This window comes from Streptomyces canus (assembly GCF_041435015.1).
Lineage (GTDB): Bacteria > Actinomycetota > Actinomycetes > Streptomycetales > Streptomycetaceae > Streptomyces > Streptomyces canus_G.
Window position 1 is genome coordinate 65,114 of the sequence record NZ_CP107990.1, and the last position, 16,985, is coordinate 82,098.

Sequence of the window (16,985 nt, forward strand, 5' to 3'; positions counted from 1 at the left end):
CCGGATCAGCCCTTGGCCTGGGTGACGGTGGAGAAGAGGGTGTCGCCGTAGAGGGCGAGGACGACCGCGACGAACAGCGTGCCGATCGCCATCGACCCCTTCCTGAGGGCGCCCTTCGGGTCGCCGGACAGCTGCAGCAGCATGCGCAGCGCGATGACCACGATGACGGCGGCGATGCCCTTGGTGACCAGGCCGCCGCCGGTCAGGCCGATGGTGTCGAAGAAGTCCTTGAAGCCGGTGGACATGTCGATCGGCTTGGCGAGGAAGAGGGACTTGTTCATGGGTCAGATCTCCTTGTGGTGCTGCGGGGTGGGGCGGGCGAGGGCGTACAGGTCGGTCAGCGCGTTGAGGGAGTCGAGGCGGACCGTGGTGCCGGGGCGGGGGGCGTTGAGCATGTAGCCGCCGCCGACGTAAATGCCGACGTGGTGAATTCCCGCGGCGGTCTTTCCGTAGAAGACGAGATCGCCGGTGCGGACGTCTTCCGGCTTTACCGGCTCGGAGGCCGCGTACTGCTGGGCTGCTGTGCGGGGCAGGGAGATCCCGGCCTTCGCGTAGGCGTAGAGGGTGAGCCCGGAGCAGTCGAATCCGGTGATGTTCGCCCCGGACTTGCCGTTGGGTGAGCAGCAGATTCCGGTGCTGGGACCGCTGGCGTTTCCGCCGCCCCACGAATAGGGCTTGCCGAGCATCGCGTAGGCCGCGTTGACGGCCATGGCGGCCTGCTGCACCGTCGATGTCGTCCCGCCGGACGGCTGGGCGGCGAGCGCCTGAATCGATTTGACGTAATTCTGGGTCTCTTTGTACGGGGGTATTCCCCCGTATTTGCGGACGGCGCCGCTTCCGGCGTTGTAGGCGGCCAGCATGTTGGACTGCTGGTCTCCCGGAACGCTCTTGACGTCCTTGGCGATGGAGCAGAGGTACTTGGCTGCCGAGGGGATCGCGTCAGCGGGATCCATGACGTCGCGTTTTCCGTCGCCGTTGCCGTCGATTCCGTGGGCTTCCCACGTGGACGGCATGAACTGCGCGATGCCCTCCGCACCGACCGAAGATCTTGCCTTCGGATTGAAATTGGATTCCTGGGTGAGGAGCGCGGCGAGCAGGTTCGGCGTGACCGCCGGGCAGGTGTTTCCGGCGGCCTGGATCAGGGATTTGTACTGGCTGGGCACGGACAGGCTGAGCAGCGTTGAGGCGGGGTCGTCGCCGACCGCTTGCAGGCAAGCGGCCGCGGCAACGAGCACGGTGGCGCCCACGCCGGCGGTAACGGCTGTAGAGGCACGCAAGGGGCCTCCTCCCTCCTTCCGGGGTGTTGTGATCGTTTTCGCTGATCAGGACCGTCACCCGGCACCGTCAGAGCACCGTCAGGCCACCGCCACCCAGAGGGTGCTGACCGTCACCCGGGCAGGCCGGGTGACGGTGTTGTGGCGGTGACCTGGCGGTCTGTTCGGCGGTGCCGGGTGACGGTCACGAATCGGACAGAGCGGCGGCCGTGAGATCGGTCAGGCGGTAGCCCCGCACGCCCTTTGAGCTCCGGTCTGCGGAAACCCCGAGAAGACGGCTCAGCTGCTTTCCGCGTTCAGCAGGATCGCTTTCCGTGATCCCGAGAGCCGGAGCGAGATCAGCCGTGGGCATGAACTCGGCACCCGCATTCCGCATCAGCTCGATTGCCTGCTTGATCGGAGACGGAGGACCTGTGTCGATCACCTTCTGCTGACGGTCATACACCTCGTCGACGATCTCCCACATGAACTCATCCGCGAAGTTGAAGCCTCGGATGAGAGTGGACACCCCGTGAGCAAACAGCACGCCTTGTCCCTTGATGTCCGGGTCCAGGAGTGCCGGATTGATCGGGGCGATCGTGTCGAAGTACGTGTCACCGAGGGCGACCTTTGCGGTTCCTTCCGATGCCACGTAGAGGCACAGTCGGTAAAGGAACTGGTCCCTCACCATGACAGGAATCGCATTCTGTGACGGACGCTGCGTCAGCATCACCACGGAGATCCCGGACTCCAGGCACTTGGAGACCAGCGACCGCGACTTTTCAGCGATCCGTCCGGCGTTATCCTTGCCGGCGTTGGTTCCGTCGTGGGCGAAGAAGTCTGCCGCTTCATCAACGATGAAGAACACCGGCTTGAACTGGGGTTCGGGCTGACGGTTCCTTTTCGCCTCCTGGAGGCGCTCATACCTCCGGTCCGCACGGGTGTTCAGCGTGTCGACCATGTCCTCGTACACGTCCGGATCATCGGACGCCTCGTACCGGACGGCGACTTTCTCGAATTGCGTCAGCCCGCAGAACTTCCCGTCGAGCAGATACAGGTCGAACTCGCCGTACGCGATCAGCAGACAGGTGATCAACCCGTTGATCAGGGTGGTCTTGCCGGTCTGCGTCATGCCCGCGACCAGCAGCGATGCCTTGTTGAAGGTCCTCGCGCCCGTCAGCTGACCGGTGACGTCGTGACCGAAGGGAACCCCGGCAAACGACTCGATCTCATGCCGGGCGGGCACGATGAACGGGCGGGTGAACGGCGGCTCGTCGAGCACCAGCAGGCGTACCCGGCGCTCGTTGTCCCGGCTGCGCTCCATCTTGGTGTGCAGCCTGGTCTTGCCGAACATGCCGGCCACTTCTCCCAGACGTCGCTCGACGTGCGCGTACGTCTTCCCCTCGGGAACGAGGAAGTCGTAGAAGGTGCCGACGCCGGGCAGCGGCTCGATGCGGACCTCATCGTCCCGGACGATCTCGTCTTTGCTGATCGCTCCGGCCTTGATGAGGGCCGCGGTCAGCTGGGGGTGCGCCACGGCGGCCTGTGCGGCGGCCTGGTCGCCCCCGATCACCGCGGTGGCGGGCGCCGCCTCCTGATTCAAAGCAGCCGCGGGCTTCAACTCGCTCGCCAGCCACCGCTTCAGACGGGTACGCAGCTGCCAGGCCGCATAGGCCAGGCCGACCAGCACTCCGGCGGTCAGCAGGACGGTGGCTGGCCACGACAGACCGAGCTTGTCCTTGATGGCCGCGAGGACACCGAACACGATGGCCAGGACGCCGATCGCGCCCGCCGCCTGCCCGTAGGTGTCCTCGCTGACCTGGGATTTCTGGGCTTTTCTGGTTCCCACATCCCCTCCTTTCGTGATCGCAGGCATGCGGGGCTGTCGGGGTGGTGCGGTGCGCGCCGGGGTCTGCTCGCCGGGTCTGCGGCTGTGCCGCTCGCCGGGTCTGCTGGCCGGGTCTGCACCGCGCTCGACTGCGGTGTTTTGGGTTCCGGCAGTCGCAGCAAGGGCCAGCCCGCATTGGCGGGCTGGCCCTCACTGGTGGTGCCGGACGCGCTGGTCAGGCGTCCGCGTCTTCCTCTTCCTCGCTCTCGCTGGGGTCGCCTTCCTCCTTCGAGAGCAGTGCGCCCCATGCGCGGCGAACCCGCTCCTCGCTGCCGACGAAGCCGGCCTTGCGGTAGGCCTCACCGGCCTTGCGGTAGGACGGGGGCGGGTCCTCGCGGTAGCGCAGGTGCCGCAGCACGACGTCGAGCTGAGCGTCGGTCAGCGGCTCGCCGGGCTGCGGGGTCGGCACGCCCGCGACGGTCGCGAGCTGCGCGAGCGTGACGGCGTCACGGTCCTCGTCACGCCTACCGTGACGGTCACCGTCACGGCCGTCACCGGAATCGCTGTGACCTGCGTGACGGCCACGGGCGTCCGTGCCGGTGGTGTCACGGCCACCAGGCAGTGCCGGGTGATCCTCGCCAGGGGCGTCACGGTCGGCCGTGACGGGCAGGGCGGGCGCGGTGGGCGTCCATGTGCCGAGCTCGGGCAGCCGGATCGCTGCGACGGTGGTGGGCAGCGGCTTGTCCGCGACGGTCTTCGCGGTGGACACGGCCTGGGTGTGCAGGTCCTCGGTCATCTCCTGCTGGATCTTGAGCTGGGACTTGCGGTAGGCGGTCTCCGCTTCGGCGACCCGCTCCTCCAGCGTGGTGGCCAACTCGAGCAGTTCGATCCGGTCGGCTGCCTCCGCCTCCATTTCCTCCAGGCGGTCGGCGACCTGCTGGCGCTTGGCGTCGATGCGCTCGCGGGTGGTGGGGGACACCCGGCGTCCCAGCGAGGGCAGCGCGATCCACCAGGCGCCCTTGGTCGCGACGATCGCGACCGGGGTGAGGATCACGGCCAGGCTGAACTCGCCGTGTCCGGTGAGGATCAGGTCGGTGGTGGGGATGGCGGCGTTGATGGCCGTGAGGGCGAGGCCGGCGTACTGGACGCGGCGGGCGCGGGCCCGGTTGTTGCCGGAGAGGATCTCCGTGGCCTGCATGACGACCCACAGGGCGTCCAGGGCCCCCACGGTCGGCACCGCCCAGCTGCCGAACTTCGGCTGGAGGATCTGGTAGCTGACGTACATCGACAGGATGGCCACCCCGAGGGTGACGATCCCCAGGACGGTGATCACCATCCCGCGCTGGGACGGCGTCCGCTTCCACCATCGGTTTTGCGAGTTCTTCGCGGTCACGGTCGTTGTCCTTTCTCTCAGACGGTGGCCGTGCCGGACAGGCGGCCGACCTTGGTGATGTGGTTGTCCTGCTGCTCGATGAGGCGGCGCACCCGCTCCGTGAGCGGGACGCCGGTGTCGTACTGGCTGAAAAAGCCGCTGCCGTAGTCCTCGGCTGAAGCGATGTGCCAGTCCTTGGCCTCGGGGTAGCCGTCACGGGCGAATGCGGCGTCGTGACCGAGGTCGGCGTAGAGGTGCTTGCGGTGGACCACCGCGATATCCAGGGCCCGTTCGTCGAACGCGACGGCGGCCGCGCGGGTGCGGTCTTGGGCGTCGACCAGGCGGGAGAGCGCGGCCGGCCATACCCGGGCGGCGTCGGGGGTGCGCAGGTAGGAGTACGCCGACTCCAGCGCTTTGGCCTCCCGCTCGTAGGTCTTCCACCGGTCCGGGGCGTCCGCGACGACCTGCTTCAGGTCCGCGACGTAGGCCGCGTCCCGCCATTCGTCACCCGCCTGTTCCAGCAGGTCGGACATGACGCGGTCGGCCATCTCCCGGATCCGGAACTCGCGCGGGTCGTCCTCCTCTGCCACGAAGCGCAGCGCGGGGTCGTCGTAGAACGACCGGGGCCTGGTCGGGCACTCTTCGCGGCCGGTGAACGGGACCAACTCGAACCGCAGCCTGTTGTACGCAGTCGGCTCGATCTTCCGCAGGTACGGCGGCAGGTGCGGCTGGAGACGAGCGAAAGCCTCGCTGACCTCGTCGGCCGGGACGGTGATCGTGCGACCGCGAGACATGGCGGCTCCTTCGCGGGGTTCGGCGGGCTCGCTTGTGCTCTGCTGCGGCAGGGCGGCCGGCGCGGGGTGCGGCAGCCCGGAGTCGTCCAGGCGGGCGCGTAACGGAATGAGTGGGGACACGAAAGTCCTCCGTGATCAGACGGAACGAGGGTGTGGCGGAGCGGCTGCGCGGCTCCCCTGGACACCGCCCGGACCGGCGCCGGCAGGGCGGGCCGGGCCTGGCGGGTCAGGCCCGACAGACGGTGCACTCACACGAGGGCGAGCACGGGGGTGGGCCGGTGCGGGGCGATGGCGCGGCCGTCGGGCAGCAGATCGCCGGTGTCGTCGAAGAGCAGGACGCCGTTGCACAGCAACGACCAGCCCTGTTCCGGGTGGGCGGCCACCACCAGGGCGGCTTCCGCGTCCGCGCTGTCGGCGGTCGGGCAGGCCGGGGTGTGCTGGCACAGGGAGCGCGGCTGACGGCAGGTCGACGTATGCATCAAGAACCTCCAGGCGGGTGAGAAGCGGGGTGCGCGGCTGCGCGGCTCCCCTGGACACCGCCCGGACCGGCCGCCGACGGGGGGCGGGGCCGGGCCGGGCGGGTCAGGCAGCCGACAGAGGTGGCGATGTCGGGCTGGGGTGATGGCTCATCGGTGGCCGTTGGCCTGACAGGCTCCGCAGACGCCGCCGGGCCAGTTGTCGAACCAGCCGGAGCAGACGCTGCATTGGCCGCCGTTGCAGCACAGGTGGTGGCGTAACCGTGCGAGGCCGCGCCTCATGCGAAGGCCTCCATGCGGCGCACGGTGTCGGCCTCGCGCACCAGGTAGTCCGAGTCGGTCCACACGGAACCGATCACGAACGGCTCGCTCCCGGCGCGGGTGACGTCCTTGACGATCAGCGCCCACTGCGCGCAGCGCCGGTTGAGCAGGCCGCGAGCCCTGGCCGGATCGCGGGTGACGGCGATGACCTCGAACGCGCCGTCGCTGTTCTGGTAGATCGCCCCCACCCCGCGCGGCCCGATCTGGTCGTCGACGACGCGGCGCAGCGCCTCGGTCGTCGCCGGGTCGGGCAGCACGGCGTGTGCCTGCGGGTGAGGGCGGCCGCCGGACGGGCTGGCCTGACGGCCGTCCCGCTCGTGCGGGGCCGGACGGATCGGCAGCTGAGGCTTGGTGTCCAGGGCAGGCTGAAGTGTCATGATGCTGGGCATGCAGGTCGTTCCTTTCACCGGTTGACCTGCGACAAGAACCCCCAGGGCCGCAATCCCTGGGGGTTCGTCGCGTGCGTGGCCCCGCCGGAACCGGCGGGAAGTGCGTCCTGCGCACTCCGCCGGCTACCAGCCCCGCAGTGATGCGGGCCGGTCGACGACGGGCAGCGCAGGCTGCGGGTGCCGGAAAGTGAAGAGGAGCGGGCGGTCAGTTCCGCGACTGCACGTCCTGTCGGCGCTGGCGGTTGGCCGCAGGCCGTACGACGAAGCCGTCGCGGGTGAGCTGGACCGTCTCCACCTGGCGCGTTGTGCGGTACAGATCCGGGCGAGTGCTGCGCATTCGGTCGTGGGCGATCCCGGAGATCCGGGCGCCAAGTTGGCGGCCCGTCTCGCAGGGGTTGTTCACCTGGCACGGCGAGCAGGTGGTGCGGTGCTGTTGAAGTGCCGTACGCAGCTGCGCGTACAGGGCGGGGACTTCGGTCTGGGCAATGCGGCGGATCCGCTGACGCATCTCGATCGCGGTGGCGCAGTGTCCGGAGCGGCACTGGGCACAGTCGTCCTGGATGTGCTCTGCAAGGAGCTCTCGCGGCCCGCGGGTGGCGGGAGTGATTTGGCCCGTGGCGGGCGTGGCCTGGGGGCGCGGCTTGCGGATCGGGCGGGTGGTGCGGCGTCCGGAAGCCGTGCTCTCTGCGGCGAGGAGTCGCTGGGACCACTGCTCGGGGGTGAGGTCGATCTCGATGCGCTGCCCGCTGCCGTCGCAGCGGCGGCCGTTCGCCGGCCGGGCCGTGCTGGTGTCGTCCAGGTAGCGGCGGCCTTCGGGCTTCGGCTGGTCAACTCCGTCGCGGTGCGGGCGGATCATCGAGCGGGTCAGGCGGCGCCAGGTGTTGCAGTTCGGGCAGACCACCGCGCGGGGCTCGCCCTCACGGAGGTTGAGGTTTTCGGGGCGGATCGTGCTCGCCTTGATGGCGGGACGGCCGTTGTGACGCATGCGTTCTCCCTGGTTGCGATTGCGCTCTCCTTCGGCCAGGAGTCGGGCGGGGCCCGGGTCCTGGCTGGCGGGCAGCGCAATAGCTGCGGGTGGCGCACCTGGCTGTGCTCCGAGGGACCGCGTCGTACTCGTCACCCCGGCCGCGCCTGAAAGCGGCGGTCAACCAGACGTATGGAGTTGATCGGTAGGCGCCGTGAGCCTGGAAGGCCCTTACGGCGTTACCGACTTACTTAGCTTGGTTGATACAGTGCATGAACCACCCATGCTGTGTCAACTAAGCTGGTGAACCTATCTAGATTGGTGAGGGAGCTCTACGATGTGGCTCATGACGGCCGAGGACTTGCAGCCCTACCAACGCATCACGCAGGACGTGAAAGACCAGGTCAGACTTGGCCGCCTGCAAGGCAACGACAAGTTGCCCAGCACCCGAGAACTCGCGGACCACTACGGCGTTGCCCCGGGAACGGTGCAGCGCGCGCTCGCACAGCTCCGCACCGAGGGCGTCATTTACTCCCACCAGGGGCGCGGATCCTTCATTCGCGAGTCGGCCATCGACGCCGTTGCCGATCCGACCTCCCAAGCGATCAAGCGCCTGGAGGAGCAGGTTGCCGAGTTGATTGAGCGGCTGGATCGGCTTGAAGCCGGCGACGGCAAGAGCAGCTGACTGGGTGTCGCAAAGGGGGGTGGACTGGGTTGCATCAAACACGACGCTCACCGATCCCTCCTGTTGGAGGACGTCAGCAGGGCCTTCACGACCAGTCCAGTCAGGCTGGTGTTGGCCACGGTGATGGCGATGTCGCGAATGACTATCAACAGCACCGATATGACCAGGCCAGCCGTCAAGATCGCGGCAAGTCGTATCACCACTGCGCCAGGTCGGCCACGAGACCGGGCCCCTATGACCGGTCTCGTGCGGGGGTAGCCATGTGTCGGCGTCGCCCCTGTGAGCGTGAAGTCGACGTGGCGACCATGTGCGTCAGCGACGGTGTGCGTCGTGCTGTGGGCATGCCGATTCGAGGTCATCTCGCCCTCCTGGAGTGGCAGTTGGGAACTCCGGCTGGTGGAGTCGCCATTACAGGTGTAGGCGTGATCTTCAGCAGCTTCTACGGTTGGCCTGTATCCGTCCGGCGGATACAGGGACTTGGATACATGGAGGGGGCCCGGAATGGGGCAGAGGCCGAATGTGCTGACGCCGGATCAGTCGCCCCAGCATCGCCTTGGCTACATGATTCGGGAACTGCGCGAGGCGCGCGGCATGTCCATGCGAGACCTCGCCGCCAAGACGTTCGTTTCGCACTCCAAGGTGCAGCGATGGGAGAACGGCGACCGGCCGCCAAAGGAGCGGAGCGAAGTTGAGCTCATCGACCAGGCGGTTGGTGCCGGCGGGTTCCTGATCGAGCTGTGGCAGGAGATCGACCGAGGCGTCACCGGGGCCGGGCATGTATCCGATCCGGTGCTCCATGTATCCGATACATCGTCAGACCTGGCCATGGCCCTGTCCCAGGCGGCAGCGTCGAACGGTGAGGGGATCTTCGTCCCCCGACGTCTCGACGATGGAACGGTGGTGCTCGTGGCACTCGATCGACGCGCGCTGTTGCGCGCCGGTGTGGGGATCGGCGCGGCAGCGATGGCTGGTCTTCCCGCGCCGACGGCCGCGGTGGTCAGTCCGGCAGAAGATCCCTTCGGGTTCGCGAGTACTGCCTCCGAGAGCTGGTCGGGACTTCGGCTGTCCCGGCCTGTCCCAGACTTCGGGGTCGACTGGCAGGCGCTGCTGCCGGGAGGCCGTTCCATGCTCGGTTCCCAGCTCTCCCTCCAGGTCCACCCCGCGCGCATCGAGGGGAGCCGTGTGGTCGTGTCAATCCCTGACCACCGGCGCGCGGAGGAGTTCCTGTCCCGGCCACACCGAAGCCTTCTGGTCGGGGCAGTCAGTAGCGAGGGCGCCTCTACGTTTTACGCCCTTGACGGGCGCGCGGCCCGCGGCAAGCTTGCGCGGAACGGCGGCGTGTACGAGGTCGCTGCGCCCGCCGCGTACGAGCTGGACGATCTCACCTACGGCATCCTGTGGGCCGTCAGTAACTACGACGACGCTCTTCAGGCTGATGACCAGGCGCTTTCCGAGACGCGCAGTGATCTCAAGGCGTATGAGCGGCTGTCCTCCTCCGCGGTCAGCCGGGAGGCCGCGCCCGGGCTGAACGGGGTGGCCCACATGTGGCTGGGCTCGGACTTCTGCGCGCGCCACATCCTGAAGGCGTTGCCGGAGCTCCCGGAGCTGCCAGCGTTCTGGACGCGGGAACAGCGAGGTGAGGAGGCCAGCGCGTGGCTGATCTTCGATCACAAGTACCCGTATCTACGGGAGACCACGAAGGTGCTGGGCGGCGCGAGCACCCGGGCATTCTGCATCCCGGAGGAGGTCGTCCGTTCGTCTCCGAGGTACGAGCGGATCCTGCTGTTCCTGGCCGTGGCGCTGATGGAGTCGCTCGGGATCCACGCGCAGTTCACGTCCGACCCCGCGTACGAGTCCGTTGAGGGGTTCGTGGTCGCACCCGACAAGGAAGCTGTGATCGCGAACTGGGTCCGAGGTGATGGCATGTGGCACGTCGACGTGACCGCCCGGTCCTCGGTCGTCCGCGAGTTCACGATCGCGGCGCGCGACGTCGACGCGGACTCACTCACCGCAGCGCCGACGGCTGCCGGGCGGCTGCGTGCTCTGGCGCAGTACCTCGATCTGCCGTGGTCCTGGTTGATCCAGCGGTGCGGCCAACTCGCCCGATACGGATCATCCGGGCTGATCCAGTCCCGCAGCCGACTGGTCTCATCAGCTGGCATCGACGCCGCGTGCGCGTACGTGGCCTCTCTTCCCGCCGATCACTGATCCCGCACCATCTGCCTGTCCACGAAGGGGAAAGAGGCCATGGCCGACACCGTCCGGCACGTCGCAGTGATCTCACTCGGCGGCACCATCGCGATGACCGCACAGACCGACGGCGGCGCGACGCCGACGTTGTCGGCCGACGACCTCATCGCGGCCGTACCGGGTCTTGCCGACACCGGCATCCACGTCCAGGTGCACGACTTCCGCCGCCTACCCGGCGCCTCGCTGTCCTTCTCCGACCTGTTCGAGCTCGCCGCGACGATCGAGACGCTTACGGTCGACGGCGTGGTCGTCACCCAGGGGACGGACACGATCGAGGAGACCGCGTACCTGCTGGACCTAGTCACCACAGGCGACAGGCCGATCGTGGTCACCGGCGCCATGCGCAACGCAAGCATGGCGGGAGCGGACGGCCCCGCGAACGTGCTGGCCGCGATCCGCACCGCGGCCAGCACGGAAGCCCGGGGCACGGGCTGTGTAGTGGTGTTCGGGGAGGAGATCCACGCTGCCCGCTGGATCCGCAAGACCCACGCCACGAGCCCGACCGCCTTCACCTCGTACCCCGGGCCAATCGGCTACGTCGCGGAAGACCGCGTACGGATCCTCGCCCGCCCCGATACAGCCCCGACGATCGCTCCCCAGGACATCGCCGCTCCCACCGTCCGCACCACCATCTTCACGGTCGGGATCGGAGACGACGGGACGCTCCTCCAGGCCCTCGGGGACCACGTCGACGGCCTGGTCGTCGCCGCGTTCGGGGCCGGCCACGTGCCGATGGCCTGCGTGGACGCCCTCACCGATCTCGCCAAGCGCATGCCGGTCATCCTGGCCACCCGCACCGGATCCGGTCCTGTGCTCCGGCAGACCTACGGTTTCCCCGGCTCCGAGTCGGACCTGCTCGCTCGCGGCCTGATCTCCGGCAGCACTCTCGACCCGGTCAAGGCACGCATCCTGCTGCACCTGCTCCTGATGACAGGCGCTGACAAGGACCAGATCCTCCAGCTCTTCAGCACCCTCTCCTAACCGCCTCAACAGCCCCGGGACCCCCACTTTGCGCAGCTACGAACTGACCACCGGCCGCACCTTCGGCGTCACCTTCGACCACGGCGACGACTTCTTTCCCACGCTCGCCGACTTCTGCCGCCAGAACGGCGTGCGGCACGGCTACATCCCCATGTTCATCGCAGGCTTCGCCGAAGCGGAGATCGTCGGCGCCTGCGAGAAGCTGGAGAACCCCGAAGCCCCCGTGTGGAGCAAGGTCCATCTGACCGGGGTGGAAGCAATGGGCTGCGGAACGCTCGCGTACGACGCTGAGACCGACACAGTCCTGCCGCACATCCACACCTCGTTGGGGGAGAAGGCGCGATCAGCCACCGGGCACACGAGCCACCTGCTCAGCGCCCAAGTGCAGTTCCTTGTCGAGATGCTCGTAGTGGAAGTCACGTCGCCAGTGATGACCCGGCCCAACAACCCCGATCTCTACGACGTTCCCTTGCTGACCTTCGGCACGTGAGAGAAGCGTGTGAATGCCCCGCGCCCTGGCCACTGTTCCTCGGATTGAGTCCGTTCCATCGAACGAAACGCCGCCAACCGCACTGTTTACAGCGGAGAGTTATGTATAGTTTCGGTTCACGTGAGGGGAGGGGGAGCAGTGTCTGAACTACTCGATGCGGTCGATGCTCTGCTCGCGCGACCAGATGTCTTGCCGCCACCAACTGTGCGGGCGAATCTCCGCAAAGCCGCGGACCTGACGCAGGATGAGGTGGCTGAGGTTTTCGGGGTAACCCGCGTCGCGTTCCACCGATGGGAGACCGGCCAGGCAAAGCCCCATCGGCGACGCCTGCACGCCTACGCCCACCTACTGAAGGGTTGGGCCGAGAAATACCCGGAGGCGGCGACAGCGGCTGAGACACCCGTGCGAGAGGCAGGCTGAGGAGAATGACGCTCGCCCGATCCCCGTAAATGCGAAGCGGCCCCTGTCGCCACAACAGGAGCCGCTTCCAAGTCCGACTCATCCGAGCTACCAACTCTGAGTCGTGTTCCGGTGAGGTGACCTCGCCGGGGGTGATGCCCGTGAGCCCTAGAGCCCGCGTGGTCACCTATACCCAGAGTATGCGCTACAGATTGCGCAACGCCACTACTCCGGGATCCTGCTAGGTCACACCTGCTGGTCGCGGCTCCCCTACCTGGGGAGATGACCCAGTTGCACCGCCCGTTCCACCGTCCGCCAAGGCCGCGGACCACAGATCTTGCCGGTGTGTCCGGCGCACTCGCGCATCCGGCAGCGCCCGCGGAGAGGCTCCGCAGCTCTTGCCCGTCTGCTGAGGCGCCCGGGCCCGCTGCCTCGTCTTGCCGCAGCGTCGCTTCGCGAACCGCCCAGGCCACTGCTGCCCTCAGGGTGCGGGAGGTGGCGCGGTGATCCAGCACATGAACCTGGTCTTCCAGGCCGACGGGCTGAGCGTGGGTGAGGGCGCGTTTTTGCTGGCGTGCTGCAACCACACCGACGCCAAGGGCTACGTGATCGCGTCCATGCAGCAGTTGGCAGACGAATCCCACATGAAGATGACGGCCGCGAAGTCGAACAAGCAGCGGCTGATCCAGCGCGGCCTGCTGGCGTCGAGCGAGCGGTACAGCCCGAAGAACGGAGCGCGGATCGCGGACCTGTACCGGGTGAACCTGGACCTGCTGGCAAGCATGAAGCGTGCACGCACCGACTATGGGCCGACCCTCGTGGAGGAGCTGACCTTCAACGTGCCGAAGGAAACTACCAGGTCACACCCCCCGTCGGATTCCGACCCCCCTCAGGGTCGGATCCCGACCCACCCCCGTCGGATCCCGACCCACCCCCCGTCGGAATCCGACGGGGGTGCAGGGCCGGATTCCGACCCCCTTCTCCTTCCTTCTACTACTCCCTCTTCTCTCTCTCCTGTCGCAGGGGACGCTGACGGTTCAGTGGATGTCCCTCCGGACGGAGAGAGAGAGGATGAGGCTTCGCCCGAGGGACAGAACCCCTCCGGTGCTGAGCTGCCGCAGCAGCGGGAGCGGACAGGCCAGAAGGCAGCAGGGGAACGGGTCGTGGCGGCGTATGCAGAAGCACTCGGGCGACCGGTGCTGAACGGCACCCGGGCCAAGCTGGAGCGCCAGGCCGTTGAGCTGCTAGCCCAGGGTTTGCCAGAGGCGTGGCTGTGTGACCGGGCTCGGGAGATGGCTCCGCGCGGCTGGTCCAACCTTGCCCAGCACGCTGAGCGGTGCACTGCACCGCTCCCGTCCGAGGTTTCGAGCCGGAGTCGCCCTGGCTTGCCCGAGTGGTGCGGGAAGTGCGGGCAGGGCACGCCGGCAGCGCGCCTCAATCCGCGGTTTCGGACCCTCGGAGAGCTGGGCTCAGGAGAGAAGTGCCCCCGCTGCCATCCGGACCTTGCAACTCTCGCGGGTGCGTAGAACGTGCTGTGCGCCCCGTGTAGGCCCGGGCAGGTATCCAGCGGGGACCTGGCCTCCTTCGCTGCAAGATCTGCCCCCAGCGGCCAATACAGGCGATCAAGGAAGGTGCGATGTCTCAGCCGATGCCGAACCCCCTCGCCGCGTCCGGTTCAGACGTCGCGGCCCCGGTACGGGGTGCGGAAGACCAGCAGAGCCCAAAAGCGGGGCTCGGGATCGAAATGAGGGTAGTGCGACGTCGGGAGAGCGCCGCCGTACGTGCTCACGCTGTCCAGTCGCCACCCATGCACTTCGACGCCCTCGACCGCAGCCGCCAGTAGCTGCTCCGGCGCCTGGTGCGGGGCGTAGGGGTGGTTCAGCGGCACGCTCACGGAGAACACCTTCGCCGGCGATGTGCGCGCCTGAGCGGTGATCTCCTTCAGCCGAAGGACGGCGCCCGGCCGTTCCGCGAGCTGGAGGCGGCCAGCGACGGCGTCCTGGCCCACGCCACGGTCGGGCGCTTCCTCCGCCAGGAGGGCGGCCGCCCCACCCGACAGTTCGTCCGGGCGTTCGCCATCGCCTGCGGGGCGAAGGGAATGGTGCTGCGCGAGTGGGAACACGCGTGGAACCGGGCCGAGGAACAGCGGCTCGGAGCGCCCGCAGTCATCTCCAGGCGCCGGGCCTCGGAAATCGTTCTTGCGGACGGCCGCCCGGTGCACTTCCACTCGGACCCCGAGCGCACGCCCGACGGGCAGGAGGTCCGGCGTATCACCCCCGCAGGAACGCAGTCGACGGGCGGGACCCTCGTCAAGCTCTCCCGCTCGACCGCGGCGAAGCTGGCCGGGGCCTGCCCTGTCTGCGCACAGAACACTCAGTCGTTTGCTGCTGTGCTGCCGCCGGCCCGATCCCCGCAGCCGGTGCTGCGGAGGAGGGCGACCGCCGGAGTCGCTGGGACAGGTACCGAGAGACCGCGGAGGGCGCCGTCGCGCCTGATGGTGAAGGCCAGGTATTAGGGGCCAGCTACTCGCGCCGCGCGAGATCCTCGGGCATAGGCTGGCACCGGGTCACTTATGGGTGCCTGCTGCAGCCGACGGTCACCGCCGCAGAGAGCATCAAGGGGTCGTCGATGGTCGACGCGCGCCAGGCCCTCAAGCACGCCCCCGGCGCCGTCCCCGGCCCCCTCCGGCAGGAGGACGTCGGTGAGGCGGCCTGACCGCACCGTCCGGTGTTCCCTCTCGGGCTGCCGACGGGGGAAGCGCCAGGCCCGCCGTGGACAACGCTTCAGAGCCGGGGAGCGTGCTGGCGCATGCCCATGCCCCCATCGTCTTCACCATCTCCAGCACCATCTCCTGGCGCTCGCGGGAGAGGAACACCCAGGCGAGCCAGGCCGGGGCGGACAGGCACACGATCACGAGAAGGGGCAGTACGCGGGCGACCACGAGGAGGCTGCGGGACAGGTAGCCAAGGGACGGCAGTGACATCGGAACTGCTTTCGACGAGGCGAGAGACCCTGATCCGAGACGCTTGTGTTTTCCCAGCAAAAGCGGCTCGAGATTTTTTTTTGAGGGTGCTCGTGCCTCGAAAAAAGAGGAAAGCGGTCCTGACCTGCGCTGATCGCGGCTCCGTCGCGGGCCGCAACAACCAGGCTACCGCCGTCCGAAGAGGCGCGGAAGCGGGCATCTCCCGTCTGCGCCGGACGGGGATTCGTCGTACTGAATGGGCCGGCCCTGTCCAATCACGTCTCCCGGCACCGAATAGGTGAAGGGTGGCCCACAGGGGGCACGCCCCGCGTGAGAGGCCAGAACCCCGCCGCGGTGTTCGGGGAGCGCCGCATCGTCTTCCAGAGCTCCGCTCCGGCTGGTGAGGTCATCGAGCGCGAGCTACTCGGCCGTCGCGTCCGCGTCCTCCTGGACGACTACGTGGTCCGTGACGAGCACGGCGGCTCGTACTTCGCCGCGGAGCTCCAGCACCGCTACCTGTAGCCCGGGCACCGGAGGCGCCCCGTCACTCCCGGCGGGGCGCGCCCAGGCAGACCGGCGGCACGGCGGGCAGTCCAGCCGACTGCGTGACGTTCACGGTGACATTGGTGTCGGCATGGCCCGCACCGGCCGGGTCGAGGAAGAGGGCGAGGGCCTGCAAGACCACTCCGAACATCGCGATACCGGTGTCTATTCGATCCATCTGGCTCCTCTTGGTCGGCAGCGCGCGGTGCGCCTCGCTCCGGGTATTCCGGGCATTGCCCGGCAGGACGCAGTGATCCACATGAATGGGTGTCTTCGCTGCTCGACGACCGTACGACCCCACCTCGATATCGGCCCCGCAGATATCAAGAACTGTCGAGTGGCCGGGGTCACACGCGCCTACCGTCGGCGGAGGGCCCTCGGCATGTCGTCTTGCCGCCTGCCGTCCCTCGTCCCGCCCCTGCTCTCGCGCCCCGCCCGGGGCCGGTTCCGGAGACGTTCACCGGCCCGGCCGTGCCCGAGACGTCCGAGGCGGAGACGACCCAGGTCCAGGCGTCCGCCGTCGCGGCCGCACCGGAGCGTCCGGCCGTGCGCCCGGCGACGTCGTCGCGCCGCCCGGCCGGGAAGAAGGCCGCCGCAGACCCGCGGTTCCCGCACGGTCCGCTCGCGGTGCTGGACGGTGACGGCTCCGCGTGCGGCACAGGCGGCATCGTGCTCGACTGCCCAGCGACCACGATCCCGGAGCTGGTGGAGTGGACGCTGCGCGAGTCCGGCCTCGGTGCCGCAAAGCTGAACCGGTACGGCAAGGACTCCGATCCGCTGATCGTCCTCACCGCCACGGCCCGCGAAGGTGCTTGCTGCGCTGCCCGAGCACGCGGAGCAGATGGTGTGAGACGTTCTGGACTCCGCGGCCGGGAACCCGTGGGGGTTCGCGCAGTGGGATGCCGGCGACCCGGAGGGCGAGGACGTGCGCATCGCCTCCGTCGGCCAGCTGTCCGTCATCTACTTCGCCAACCGCGCGCTGAACCACATCTCGGTGCTGGACGTCGTCTGGCTCGGATGATCGACGACCCTGGAGAGAAAAGCGCTGTTCAGGTCATAGTTACGCCAAAGGGTTGCCTCCACGCAAGCATGTGGAGGCAACCCTTTGGTCTTGACGCTGATGGTCAGCAGCGGGACCGCGGTGATGCCCGTGGCACCGTACTTCCGCTGCATGATCTGCTCGAACGACTGCACCGCTCTGCTGCTACCACAAAGCGGCTAGGCACACCTCTGAGCCCCATTCGTCACCGAAGCAAAACTTCCACCACCGCTACCAAG

General features: G+C 68.1%; 17 protein-coding genes. 7 read left to right on the top strand and 10 right to left on the bottom strand.

Translation table 11 applies throughout. From position 1 onward, the window contains the following. Nucleotides 1-5: 5 nt before the first annotated feature. From OG841_RS47795 to OG841_RS47830, 8 genes are all read right to left on the bottom strand, one after another. Nucleotides 6-281: a hypothetical protein gene (locus tag OG841_RS47795; protein ID WP_331724781.1), complete on the bottom strand. Its 276-nt coding sequence runs from the start codon at nt 279-281 to the stop codon at nt 6-8. A gap of 3 nt (nt 282-284) precedes the next feature. After that, the gene (locus OG841_RS47800) at nt 285-1,247 is read right to left on the bottom strand and encodes a C40 family peptidase (protein ID WP_331724782.1); all 963 of its coding nucleotides are present in this window, start codon (nt 1,245-1,247) and stop codon (nt 285-287) included. A 211-nt stretch (nt 1,248-1,458) separates the two neighbouring features. Next, a complete protein-coding gene (locus tag OG841_RS47805) occupies nt 1,459-3,102 on the bottom strand; it encodes an FtsK/SpoIIIE domain-containing protein (RefSeq protein WP_371571310.1) in 1,644 nt (547 codons plus the stop codon). A gap of 214 nt (nt 3,103-3,316) precedes the next feature. Then, nucleotides 3,317-4,474 carry a hypothetical protein gene (locus OG841_RS47810; RefSeq protein WP_371571312.1) on the bottom strand — a complete coding sequence of 386 codons (1,158 nt, stop codon included), beginning with the start codon at nt 4,472-4,474 and terminating at the stop codon, nt 3,317-3,319. A 17-nt stretch (nt 4,475-4,491) separates the two neighbouring features. Then, complete coding sequence (locus OG841_RS47815; RefSeq protein ID WP_331724785.1) at nt 4,492-5,247, bottom strand: hypothetical protein; 756 nt, start codon at nt 5,245-5,247, stop codon at nt 4,492-4,494. 248 nt (nt 5,248-5,495) lie between these two features. Then, entirely contained in the window at nt 5,496-5,693 is a 198-nt protein-coding gene (locus OG841_RS47820) for a DUF5999 family protein (RefSeq protein WP_331724824.1), read from the bottom strand. 308 nt (nt 5,694-6,001) lie between these two features. Continuing rightward, nucleotides 6,002-6,433, bottom strand: coding sequence for a hypothetical protein (locus OG841_RS47825; protein ID WP_331724786.1), 432 nt, complete (start codon nt 6,431-6,433; stop codon nt 6,002-6,004). Between the two features lie 205 nt (nt 6,434-6,638). Beyond that, nucleotides 6,639-7,418, bottom strand: a complete 780-nt coding sequence (locus OG841_RS47830; protein WP_331724787.1) for a hypothetical protein — start codon at nt 7,416-7,418, stop codon at nt 6,639-6,641. Nucleotides 7,419-7,743: 325 nt separating this feature from the next. On the opposite strand from OG841_RS47830, the gene OG841_RS47835 reads away from it, so the two are divergent. From OG841_RS47835 to OG841_RS47860, 6 genes are all read left to right on the top strand, one after another. Then, complete coding sequence (locus OG841_RS47835; protein WP_331724788.1) at nt 7,744-8,082, top strand: GntR family transcriptional regulator; 339 nt, start codon at nt 7,744-7,746, stop codon at nt 8,080-8,082. Nucleotides 8,083-8,643: 561 nt separating this feature from the next. After that, the gene (locus OG841_RS47840; protein WP_371571316.1) at nt 8,644-10,290 is read left to right on the top strand and encodes a helix-turn-helix domain-containing protein; all 1,647 of its coding nucleotides are present in this window, start codon (nt 8,644-8,646) and stop codon (nt 10,288-10,290) included. Nucleotides 10,291-10,329: 39 nt separating this feature from the next. After that, nucleotides 10,330-11,313, top strand: a complete 984-nt coding sequence (locus OG841_RS47845; RefSeq protein WP_331724791.1) for an asparaginase — start codon at nt 10,330-10,332, stop codon at nt 11,311-11,313. A 28-nt stretch (nt 11,314-11,341) separates the two neighbouring features. Continuing rightward, entirely contained in the window at nt 11,342-11,803 is a 462-nt protein-coding gene (locus OG841_RS47850) for a PPC domain-containing DNA-binding protein (protein WP_331724792.1), read from the top strand. 249 nt (nt 11,804-12,052) lie between these two features. Further along, entirely contained in the window at nt 12,053-12,223 is a 171-nt protein-coding gene (locus OG841_RS47855; RefSeq protein ID WP_331724825.1) for a hypothetical protein, read from the top strand. A 482-nt stretch (nt 12,224-12,705) separates the two neighbouring features. Continuing rightward, a complete protein-coding gene (locus tag OG841_RS47860) occupies nt 12,706-13,728 on the top strand; it encodes a hypothetical protein (protein ID WP_371571320.1) in 1,023 nt (340 codons plus the stop codon). Between the two features lie 149 nt (nt 13,729-13,877). Here the strand turns inward: OG841_RS47860 and OG841_RS47865 are convergent, their stop codons facing one another. Beyond that, nucleotides 13,878-14,324: a hypothetical protein gene (locus OG841_RS47865; RefSeq protein WP_371571323.1), complete on the bottom strand. Its 447-nt coding sequence runs from the start codon at nt 14,322-14,324 to the stop codon at nt 13,878-13,880. 1,170 nt (nt 14,325-15,494) lie between these two features. Between OG841_RS47865 and OG841_RS47870 the strand changes: the two genes are divergently transcribed. Next, a complete protein-coding gene (locus OG841_RS47870; protein ID WP_331724795.1) occupies nt 15,495-15,686 on the top strand; it encodes a hypothetical protein in 192 nt (63 codons plus the stop codon). A 22-nt stretch (nt 15,687-15,708) separates the two neighbouring features. Here the strand turns inward: OG841_RS47870 and OG841_RS47875 are convergent, their stop codons facing one another. Beyond that, nucleotides 15,709-15,885, bottom strand: a complete 177-nt coding sequence (locus OG841_RS47875) for a hypothetical protein (protein ID WP_371571325.1) — start codon at nt 15,883-15,885, stop codon at nt 15,709-15,711. Nucleotides 15,886-16,985 lie beyond the last annotated feature (1,100 nt).